This window comes from Neobacillus jeddahensis (assembly GCF_000612625.1).
Taxonomy (GTDB): Bacteria; Bacillota; Bacilli; order Bacillales; family Cytobacillaceae; genus Neobacillus; species Neobacillus jeddahensis.
In genome coordinates, this window is sequence record NZ_CCAS010000107.1 from 1 (window position 1) to 5,725 (window position 5,725).

Below are 5,725 nucleotides of genomic sequence, written 5' to 3' on the forward strand. Positions count from 1 at the left end.
ACGCCCTTGAGGTCCTTCAGGTCCCTGAGGCCCTTGAGGCCCTCTTTTTCCACGTTTCCCCCTACATTTATCCTTATGCTTGTCCTTATCCTTGTGTTTACATTTATCCATATCTTTGTGCTTATGTCTGTCTTTGTCTTTATCATCTTTCTTAGAAGACATTATTTCACCACCCTTATATTAATGGGACGTACTCTATATGTATATTGATCAACCATCTAAACGGTATGGGACAAATACTCAATTTAAGAAGAAAAAAAGTATCAATTCATAAGAGGAACTACTTAAAATTACATGGTGAATCAGCACAATCTTTTTCTTGATAAAACAAAACAGCCTGAGTTCTTTTGTAAAGTCCTCAGGCAGATTAGTTGATAGTATTAATAATGATTTTTCAACTTTTTTCAGGTAATACGACTATTTTTTCGTTACAGGAAGCACAAAATTTTGCATACTCGATACAAGTTTCCAATGAATCATCTCGTACCATCGGCCACCATCGAATGGCGCCCATGGGTGCCTTCGATGCATAATCTTCAATTTCGGAGGGAATTCGACCTACTATAACGACTTCAATATCTCTAAAATGCGTTTCGATCCCCTTCTGAAGGATTTCTAATAGCTGATGATGTTCAGTAGTTGGAGTGGAGAAAGGAATCGGAAAAAGATACGAAATTTTATCGGAATTTTTATAAACCAGATGGCTAGTGAACCGAGCAGCATCAGCGGTTGATGTTTCCCATACGCGTTTATATGGCATTTGTTCTACAGGCAATCCCAATTCTTGCAATCTTGTAAAGATCCTCTCGCTGTAACTAAGATTAATTTCATTTACAAGAATTTGAATCTGCTGATTTCGTTGAAAAGTAGAGTTATCTCTATTTTTATTTCGGTATTGAATATATAGTAAATCAGGAATGGAAATGTATTTTGTACAAAGGAAGGTTCGAACGAGAATATCATAGTCATCCGCCACTAAAAGTTCTTCCCGGTGTCCACCAATTAGGTGATAACAATCCCGTGTCCAGGCCCGAGGATGGTTAGGTAAACCCACCAAGTGACGGATTGTAATTCCATTTACAGTAGTTTGCCTTTGGACATTTTGCCAACGATTCATAGTATGAACCCACACTCGATAGTGGACGCTATAGCCAAATCCGCAATCCCAACCATACCAATGAGCCTGGTTACTCCCTTCATACACTTCTGTAAAATCCCCATATGCAAACCCGCAATCAGGGTTTCGTTGGAATGCCTGAACAATTTTCTCAAGGCAGTCAGGGGTTAATTCATCATCATGATCAACTTCTACTAAAATTTCTCCAGTACAAAGACCTGCGGCATAACGTTTGATCGCTCCGATATAACCATTGCGCGCATCTTGACGATATCTTCTTACACGGGGATCTTCAAGTGGAAGTAGGTCCTTTGTATAAGTCTCATCCTCATCCCCTGAATCATCCACTACCACCCATTCCCAATTTGTATAGCTTTGATTTAGTAAGGAACGATAGGGGCGTTGTATTTTCTCTTTTGATCGATAGCTAGCCGTAAAAACAGACACCAATGGAGTCTCAGATGAAAATCGATTTAAAGGGATCTGCTTATTCACCGGGAGAGGGTCAGTAGCTTTAAGCCAACAATAAAATAAATGATATGGTAGAATTCCTGCTGGTGAAGTGAAATGTAACCACCGATTGCGCTCGTATGAGGGTAAGGCATTTAGGGTTGTAAATTCTGACCATTTCGGTCCTATTGAAATGTAGACGCGAGGGTGCTTCGGGTTTATTTCCTGTAATACATCTTCTGGTCCATAAACTTTTACGGTAACACGGCTTTTGGATAATTTATTTACCAATCTAGTAATAGATTCTTGCTTTGAGACAAATATATGTGCAGTCAAAAGCGGAGTATGATCCGATGACATGTCGTAACTCCCTTCAAAAAAATTCATTTGTTTGAGTGTTTTCACTCTTTATAAGGCTTAGCGTTTGTCCACATTCTTTTATATGAAGATATGGTTACTAATTCTTCAACACATTCATACTCTCCGTTTGAACGATTAATATAACATACAATGGAAGATCGTCATTCAGTTTCCCTATTTTGATCGATGAATTTGCTGGAAGAACCTTTCTAGCCCGTTTTTCCAATGAGGCATAGGGTCAAAATCATTTATACGCAAGCTCAAATGATCCATAATAGAATATTTTGGCCGAGGTGCGGGACGCGGGAATTCTTCTGTACTACATGGGATTAAGTGAGGGGAGAGGTTCGATTGTTGAAATATTTCCTTCGCGAATTCAAACCATGTACAGTAGCCGGAATTGGAGACGTGGTAAGTCCCGTATTTACTCGTTTCCATTAATTGATTAATACATTGTGCAAGATCCATTGTATAAGTTGGGCAGCCAATTTGATCGTTGACCACCCGTAATTCGTCCTTTTCTTTAGCAAGCATCAGCATGGTCTTTACAAAGTTATTTCCTTGTTTTCCGTACACCCAGGATGTTCGGATAATGAAGAATCTTGAGTGGAAATCTCGAACAAAATTTTCCCCTGCCAATTTGGAATGGCCGTATTGATTAATTGGTGATACGGGTGAAAATTCATGATATGGCGTGCTAGATTGACCATCAAACACGTAATCTGTACTAATATATATTAATTTTGCATTGATATGATCTGCAGCTATTGCTATATTTCGTGTGCCTATTCCATTAACGAGAAATGCTTGGTCTACATTGATCTCTGCTAGATCGACATGGGTAAAGGCAGCACAGTGAATGATGATATCTGGAACGATCTGGGCAACAATCTTATTAACCTCATCAAGATTAGAAATATTTAATTGAGATTTACCTAGGCCATATACCTTATAACCTTCCATTTTTAAGGAGAGGACTAGATCTGACCCTAGTTGGCCTTCGGCACCTGTCACCAGAACTTTCTTCATTTCGCTTTCCCCAATCTTTTCGATTATTCTCAGTGGCTCAAATCAATTTTTTCCACCATTCCTGATGTGTTTGATACCAGGTTATGGTTTCGAGTAATCCTTCAGTAAAAGAAAATTTTGGCTTCCATCCTAACTCTGTTTGGAGCTTGCTGGAATCAATGGCATATCGGTAATCATGCCCTAAACGATCTGGTACAAAGGTAATGAGATGTTTGGAAACGCCTAACGTCTCAAGGATTGTTTCAGCAATTTCTATATTTTTGTGCTCGTTGTGTCCACCAATATTGTAAATTTCACCTGGGGTAGCTCGGTGAATGATTAAATCAATAGCGGAACAATGATCCTTCACATGGAGCCAATCACGAATGTTCTTTCCATCCCCATAAATAGGTAATGATTGCCCTGTTAAAGCCTTTATTACCATCAGGGGTATGAATTTTTCTGGATATTGAAAAGGTCCGTAATTATTGGAGCACCTTGTAATATTGACAGGTAATCCAAATGTTTCATAATACGATCTCACCAGAAAATCAGCACTTGCTTTACTAGCGGAATAAGGACTATTTGGAGAGATAGGGGTTTGTTCAGTAAAATAACCGTTTGCACCTAGAGAACCGTAAACTTCATCCGTTGAGATTTGGATAAAACGAAGACCGTGCTCTCGGGCTACATCAAGCAGCACTTGCGTTCCAACAATATTTGTTTGCACAAATCGAGTAGAATTAGTGATACTCCGATCGACATGTGATTCAGCAGCAAAATTTACAATCAAATCTATTTCAGTAGTCGTAACTAGATAATCTAATAACTCTTTATTTAATATATCCCCTCTAATAAAGGCATAGTGATTGGATTCTTGAATATCTTTTAAATTTTCTAGATTCCCTGCATACGTTAATTTATCAACATTAATAATGTGATAGTCTGGATGTTTTTCAAACATATATTGAATAAAGTTACTACCGATAAATCCGGCCCCTCCTGTAATCAGTAAATTCATGTGTAATTACTCCTTTAAAAATTAATTCCAGTCAACATTTTTTAATAAAGGAAGCGCACGATCTTTTGTAGATAAAATGGGATTAGAAATAGGCCAGTCAATGCCGATAGCAGGGTCATTCCATAAGATGCCTCGATCATGGTCAATGTCATAATATTGATCGACTTTATACATCACATTTGTCTGAGGAACGAGCGTGCAGAAACCATGTGCGAATCCTTTTGGGACAAGTAATTGTCGTTTGTTTTCTTCGCTAATAATAACCCCGATCCACTGGCCGTATGTGGGGGAATTCTTTTGAATGTCAACGATCACATCATAAATAGCGCCAGTCCCAACCCGTACTAATTTTGTCTGTGCCTTCGGATTTTGCTGGTAATGTAAGCCTCGGATGACTCCTGCTTCTTTTGAAAGTGAATGGTTGTCTTGGACAAAATCAATGTGAATTCCATTTTGTTCAAGTGTTTGTTTGTTATAGCTTTCCAAAAAGTATCCTCGATTGTCATTATAGACATGCGGCTCTAGGATTAACACCCCTTGTAATTTTGTCGGGATAATGTTCATTTCCCACCTCTAAATTTGGGCGCTTCAATAGCCTCTTTCAAGTATCTTCCATAATTACTTTTCATTAAAGGCATGGCTAAATGATCTATATGATCCCTTGAGATATAGCCCCTTTGAAAGGCGATTTCTTCAATACAGGCAATTTTAATATGTTGTGTTTCTTCGATTGTTTTAATAAATTGTGAAGCTGTAAAAAGAGATTCATGTGTACCTGTGTCAATCCATGCATTGCTTTGGCCCAACACTTTTACTGATAACTCGCCTAATGCTAAATAGGCTTTATTTACATCGGTAATTTCAAGTTCACCTCTTGCAGAAGGTTTAATCTCTTTGGCGATTTCTATGACACGATTATCGTAAAAATAAAGACCGGTGACGGCATAATTTGTCTTAGGAATAATAGGTTTTTCCTCAATGGAAGTAACGGTACCGTCCGCTGAAAATCCAATGACACCAAATCTTTCGGGATCATTCACGTAATAGCCAAAGATAGTAGCCCCTTTTTTTTGATGGGCAGCTTCTGTTAATAGTTTTTGAAATTCGAAACCATAGAAAATATTGTCACCTAAGATTAAGGCAACATTATCATGTCCAATAAATTTTTCCCCAATGATGAAAGCCTGAGCAATTCCCTCTGGGGAAGGTTGGATTTCATAATTTATTGAAATTCCTATATTTGAACCGTTTCCGAGCAGTTCTTTGTATCGAGGAATATCTTGTGGAGTAGATATAATTAAGAATTCCCTTATTCCAGCAAGCATGAGCGTGGCGAGTGGATAATAAATCATTGGTTTATCGTAAATCGGCAATAAATGTTTTGAGATTGACCTCGTTACTGGATATAATCTCGTCCCATTTCCACCTGCTAAAATAATTCCCTTCATACTTAAGACCTCCTTTTTGTTGGTAGCTAGTAAGGAATAACGTGTTCCTTGAGTATTTTATGTTCAATGAAGAAAATACGGTACAACTTATTTGTAAGATGCTATTGACATGATTATCCAACGGTGATAAGATATAAAAGTTGTCATTAAGTCTATTAAACTTCTTAAAAAAACTTATTGACATTGATATCAATGAAATGATATAGTATAAAAGTTGTCTCGAATGAGCGACGAACTTGTTCTTTGAAAACTAAACAAACAAAAACGTCAACAAACAATAAATTATTAGTTTCTTCATTGAAATTAAGCCAACGTAACAAA

The 5,725-nt window shown here is 37.7% G+C and carries 5 protein-coding genes; all 5 read right to left on the minus strand.

The features are described from left to right. Positions 1-394 precede the first annotated feature (394 nt). A complete protein-coding gene (locus TY15_RS22540; protein WP_040204254.1) occupies positions 395-1,927 on the minus strand; it encodes a glycosyltransferase in 1,533 nt (510 codons plus the stop codon). A gap of 174 nt (positions 1,928-2,101) precedes the next feature. Further along, positions 2,102-2,956: a dTDP-4-dehydrorhamnose reductase gene (rfbD, locus tag TY15_RS22545; protein ID WP_040204252.1), complete on the minus strand. Its 855-nt coding sequence runs from the start codon at positions 2,954-2,956 to the stop codon at positions 2,102-2,104. A gap of 37 nt (positions 2,957-2,993) precedes the next feature. Further along, the gene (gene rfbB, locus TY15_RS22550) at positions 2,994-3,956 is read right to left on the minus strand and encodes a dTDP-glucose 4,6-dehydratase (protein ID WP_040204251.1); all 963 of its coding nucleotides are present in this window, start codon (positions 3,954-3,956) and stop codon (positions 2,994-2,996) included. A gap of 21 nt (positions 3,957-3,977) precedes the next feature. Next, positions 3,978-4,520 carry a dTDP-4-dehydrorhamnose 3,5-epimerase gene (gene rfbC / locus TY15_RS22555; protein WP_040204249.1) on the minus strand — a complete coding sequence of 181 codons (543 nt, stop codon included), beginning with the start codon at positions 4,518-4,520 and terminating at the stop codon, positions 3,978-3,980. After that, the gene (rfbA, locus tag TY15_RS22560) at positions 4,517-5,404 is read right to left on the minus strand and encodes a glucose-1-phosphate thymidylyltransferase RfbA (RefSeq protein WP_040204247.1); all 888 of its coding nucleotides are present in this window, start codon (positions 5,402-5,404) and stop codon (positions 4,517-4,519) included. The genes rfbC and rfbA overlap by 4 nt, the downstream gene beginning before the upstream one ends. Between the last annotated feature and the right edge of the window lie 321 nt (positions 5,405-5,725).

Coding starts and splice junctions, on each gene's coding strand:
- rfbD (WP_040204252.1), bottom strand. CDS start 2,956: ATGAAGAAAGTTCTGGTGACAGGTGCCGAAGGCCAACTAGGGTCAGAT.
- rfbC (WP_040204249.1), bottom strand. CDS start 4,520: ATGAACATTATCCCGACAAAATTACAAGGGGTGTTAATCCTAGAGCCG.
- rfbB (WP_040204251.1), bottom strand. CDS start 3,956: ATGAATTTACTGATTACAGGAGGGGCCGGATTTATCGGTAGTAACTTT.
- rfbA (WP_040204247.1), bottom strand. CDS start 5,404: ATGAAGGGAATTATTTTAGCAGGTGGAAATGGGACGAGATTATATCCA.
- TY15_RS22540 (WP_040204254.1), bottom strand. CDS start 1,927: ATGTCATCGGATCATACTCCGCTTTTGACTGCACATATATTTGTCTCA.